Origin of the sequence: Burkholderia sp. HAN2018 (genome assembly GCF_024704855.1) — a bacterium.
In the GTDB taxonomy this organism is placed as follows: domain Bacteria; phylum Pseudomonadota; class Gammaproteobacteria; order Burkholderiales; family Burkholderiaceae; genus Burkholderia; species Burkholderia cepacia.
This window is the reverse complement of record NZ_QOBB01000457.1, coordinates 1-4,484: the sequence shown is the minus strand read 5'-3', so window position 1 is coordinate 4,484 and position 4,484 is coordinate 1. Positions and strand designations below refer to the sequence as shown.

Below are 4,484 nucleotides of genomic sequence, written 5' to 3'. Positions count from 1 at the left end.
TCGCGACCGTCACCGCGGACGCCATCGGCCAGTCCATGTTGTTGAAGAATTCATCCCACATCACGCGCCCGATCATCAGCGTGTCGGCGCCGCCCAGCAGTTCCGGAATCACGTACTCGCCCACCGCCGGGATGAACACCAGCAGACTGCCGGCGATGATCCCGTTCTTCGACAGCGGCAGCGTGATGCGCGTGAACGCGACCCACGGCTTCGCGCCGAGGTCGTACGCGGCCTCGAGCAGCGTGAGGTCCATCTTCACGAGGTGCGCGTACAGCGGCATCACCATGAACGGCAGGTACGAATAGACCATCCCGATGTAGACGCCCGCGTCGCTGTGATAGAGGCGCAGCGGCGTGTGGATGATGCCCAGCGCGATCAGCGTGTGGTTCAGGAGGCCGTCGTCCTTCAGGATCCCGATCCATGCGTACACGCGGATCAGGAACGACGTCCAGAACGGCAGCATCACGGCCATCATCAGCACGTTGCGGCGGTTCGGTTCCGAGCGCGCGATGTAGTACGCCATCGGATAGCCGATCAGCAGGCACAGCACGGTCGACACGGCGGCCATCTTCAGCGAGCTGAGGTAGGTCGCGATGTACAGGTCGTCCTGCAGCAGGAACGCGTAGTGCGACAGCTGCAACGCGAAGTGCACGACGCCATCCTTGATCTCGACGAGCGACGTGTACGGCGGGATGCCCATCACCTGGTCGGCGAAGCTGATCTTCAGCACCAGCACGAACGGCAGCGCGAAAAAGACCGCGAGCCACACGAACGGCACGCCGATAGCGACGCTGCGGCCCGACGGCAGGAAGCGCGACAGCACGGAGAAGCGGCCCGGGCGCGCGCGGCCGGCGCCGGTGCTCGCGGCGCCGGCAGACACCGGCGCGGACGAAGTGGAAGCGGAGGTTCTCATCGTGGCCTCCTCACTGCGTCAGCACGACGCCGCTGGCCGGCGACCACGACACGAACACGTCGTCGTTCCACGCCGGCGCGTTGTCGTTCATCAGGTGCGAGCTCGACAGGTTCGACACCACCGTCTTGCCGCTCGGCAGGCGCACGTGGTACAGCGAGTAGCTGCCCATGTACGCGATGTCGGTCACGACGCCGCGCGCCCAGTTGTGTTTCGAGCCCGGCTTCTCGCGCGACACGTGCACGCGCTCCGGGCGCACCGAGATGCCGACCGGCATGCCGAGCGGGCCCGTCACGCCGTGGCTCACGTACATGCGCGCCTCGAGGTCGTCGCTCTCGACGAAGATGTGGTCGGGTTCGTCCTCGACCACGCGTCCTTCGAACAGGTTGGTCGAGCCGATGAATTCGGCCGAGAAACGGCTGTTCGGGTATTCGTAGACTTCGCCGGGCGAGCCGATCTGCACGATCTTGCCTTCGCTCATCACCGCGAGGCGGCTCGCCATCGTCATCGCTTCTTCCTGGTCGTGCGTGACCATCACGCAGGTCACGTCGACCTTCTCGATGATGTTCACGAGTTCGAGCTGGGTCTTCTGGCGGATCTTCTTGTCGAGCGCGGACATCGGCTCGTCGAGCAGCAGCAGCTTCGGGCGCTTGACCAGCGAACGGGCCAGCGCGACGCGCTGCTGCTGGCCGCCGGAAAGCTGATGCGGCTTGCGCTTCGCGTACTTGCTCATCTGCACGAGCGCGAGCGCGTCGGCCACGCGTTCCCGGATCTCGTTCTTCGGCGTGCCTTCCTGCTTCAGGCCGAACGCGACGTTCGATTCGACCGTCATGTGCGGGAACAGCGCGTACGACTGGAACATCATGTTGACCGGGCGGCGGTACGGCGGCAGCGACGCGAGGTCCTCGCCGTCGACGAAGATCTTGCCGGAGGTCGCCGTCTCGAGCCCGGCAAGCATGCGCAGCAGCGTCGACTTGCCGCAGCCCGAGCTGCCGAGCAGCGCGAACAGCTCGTTCTTCGCGATCGTCAGGTTCACGTTGTCGACGGCCGTGCTGTCGCCGAATTTCTTCACGACGTTTTCGATGCGCACGAAGGCGTCGTTTTGCGTACGGGCCGCGGGGGCCGGTTGGGTCTGTCGTGCAGCAGCGGAAGAGGGTATCGATTGCATGGGATTCACCATTCGTTCTTCACGGATTGCAGGCGTGAGCGTCCCCGCGCGAGGCGCGTTATGCGACTCACGGACAACGGCTCGTGCCGGATGGAACAGTGCGCGCGGCGCGCGCGGGCGGATGGAGGTCCGCGGATCTCAGGCGGGCAGGCGTGAAGCGATGCCTGCGCCGCCGGAATGCTTCGCGATCAGTGGCCCGTCTTCAGCTGGGCCCACAGACGGTTCTCGAGGCGCAGGATGTCGGCCGGCATCGGCTTCATCAGCACCATCTTCTTCAGCACGTCTTCGGGCGGGTAGACGGTCGGGTCCTGCGCGACGGCCGGCGTGACGAACTGGTGCGCGGCCTTGTTCGCGGTCGGGTAGAACACCGTGTTGGTGATCGCCGCGTTGACCTTCGGATCGGACACGTAGTTGATCCACTTCAGGGCGGCCTCGGGGTGCGGTGCATCCTTCGGGATCACCATCACGTCGAACCACAGCAGGCCGCCTTCCTTCGGATTCGAGAACTTGATGTCGTACGAGCGCTTCGCTTCGGCCGAGCGGCGGTGCGCGATGCCGACGTCGCCCGACCAGCCGAGCACGACGCACACGTCGTTGTTCGCGAGGTCGTTGATGTAGCCGGACGAGTTGAACTGGGTGATGTACGGGCGGACTTTCTTCAGGACTTCGAACGCGGCCTGGTAGTCGCCGGGGTTGGTGCTGTTCGGGTTCTTGCCCATGTATTGCAGCGTCGCGGCGAACACGTCGACGGCCTGGTCGAGGAACGACACGCCGCAGCTCTTCAGCTTTTCCATGTTGGCCGGGTCGAACACCAGCGCCCAGCTGTCGACCGGCGCCTTGTCGCCGAGTGCCTTCTTCACCGCCTGCGCGTTGTAGCCGATGCCGTCCGTGCCGTAGGCCCAGGGCACGCCGTACTGGTTGCCCGGATCGGCGTCCGAGATCATCTTCATCAGCAGCGGGTCGAGGTTCGCGAGGTTCGGCAGCTTCGACTTGTCGAGCTTCTGGTACACGCCGGCCTGGATCTGCTTGGCCATGTAGTTCGACGTCGGCACGACGATGTCGTAACCCGAACTGCCGGCAAGCAGCTTCGCCTGAAGCGTGTCGTCGCTGTCATAGTTGTCGTACTTGACGTGGATACCCGTCTGCTTCTGGAAGTTCGGGATCGTGTCCGGTGCGATGTAGTCGGACCAGTTGTAGACGTTCAGGTCCTCGGCATGCGCCGACGGGCTGGCGACCGACGTAAACGCGGCCGCGGCGGCAAGGGCGGCAACGGAACAGGCTTGGCGAAGAAAGCAGGCACGCATGGTGGAATTCCCCTGGTTATGGCGGCGTGCGGCGCCCGCCGCACGCCTGTAGGCAAAACCGTTACGAAATACCCAGTTGCTGGGCGGTTGCATCGACTGCTTTTTTCGCCTTCGATACGAGTTCATCGATTTCCTGACGCGAGATCACGAGCGGCGGCGACAGCAGCATCCGGTCGCCGGTCGCACGCATGATCAGGTTGCCGTTGAAGCAGAAGTCGCGGCAGATCGTGCCGACGTCGCCGCCGTTCGCGAAGCGACGGCGTTCGGCCGGCGCCTCGGCGAGCTGAAGGCTCGCGACGAGGCCGTGGCCGTGCACTTCGCCGACGATCGGGTGACGCGCGAAGGTCTCGCGCATCAGCGCCTGGAAGTACGGGCCCGTGTCGTTCTTCACGCGCTCGACGATCCCTTCGTCGCGCAGCAGCTTCAGGTTCGCGACCGCGACGGCTGCCGCCACCGGGTGGCCCGAGTACGTGAGGCCGTGGTTGAATTCGCCGTTGTCGATGATCGGCCGCGCCACGCGCTCGTGAATGCCGACAGCGCCCATCGGCACGTAGCCCGACGTGAGGCCCTTGGCCATCGTGATCAGGTCCGGCTCGAAGCCGAAGTGCTGGTGCGCGAACCATTCGCCGGTGCGCCCGAAGCCGCCGATCACTTCGTCGGCAACGAGCAGGATGTCGTACTTGCGGCAGATCCGCTGGATTTCCGGCCAGTACGTCGACGGCGGGAAGATCACGCCGCCCGCGCCCTGGAACGGCTCGCCGATGAACGCCGCGACGTTTTCCGCGCCGAGTTCGAGGATCTTCGCCTCGAGCTGCTGCGCGCGGGCCAGGCCGAACGCTTCCGGCGTTTCGCCGGCCGCCGCCTCGCCGAAGAAATACGGCTGGTCGATGTGCACGATGTGCTCGACCTTCGACGGCATCTGCTCGTGCATGTAGCCCATCCCGCCGAGCGTGCCGCCGGCGATCGTCGAGCCGTGGTAGCCGTTCTTGCGCGAGATCACGTACTTCTTCTGCGGCTGGCCCTGCACGCGCCAGTACTGGTGCACGAGGCGCAGCACGGTGTCGTTGCCTTCCGAGCCGCTGTTGCAATAGAAGAAGTGGTT

4 protein-coding genes are annotated in these 4,484 nt (G+C 65.1%); all 4 read right to left on the bottom strand.

Annotated features, from left to right (window positions below; all coding sequences use genetic code 11):
* On the bottom strand, window positions 1–913 hold a 913-nt coding region (locus DPV74_RS40905), incomplete at its 3' end, for an ABC transporter permease subunit (RefSeq protein WP_119339254.1).
* A gap of 10 nt (window positions 914–923) precedes the next feature.
* Window positions 924–2,078: an ABC transporter ATP-binding protein gene (locus DPV74_RS40900; RefSeq protein WP_027788941.1), complete on the bottom strand. Its 1,155-nt coding sequence runs from the start codon at window positions 2,076–2,078 to the stop codon at window positions 924–926.
* 188 nt (window positions 2,079–2,266) lie between these two features.
* Window positions 2,267–3,382 carry a polyamine ABC transporter substrate-binding protein gene (locus DPV74_RS40895; protein ID WP_027788942.1) on the bottom strand — a complete coding sequence of 372 codons (1,116 nt, stop codon included), beginning with the start codon at window positions 3,380–3,382 and terminating at the stop codon, window positions 2,267–2,269.
* Between the two features lie 61 nt (window positions 3,383–3,443).
* Window positions 3,444–4,484 (bottom strand): aminotransferase (locus tag DPV74_RS40890; protein ID WP_119339253.1); only part of this gene is annotated, 1,041 nt, incomplete at its 5' end.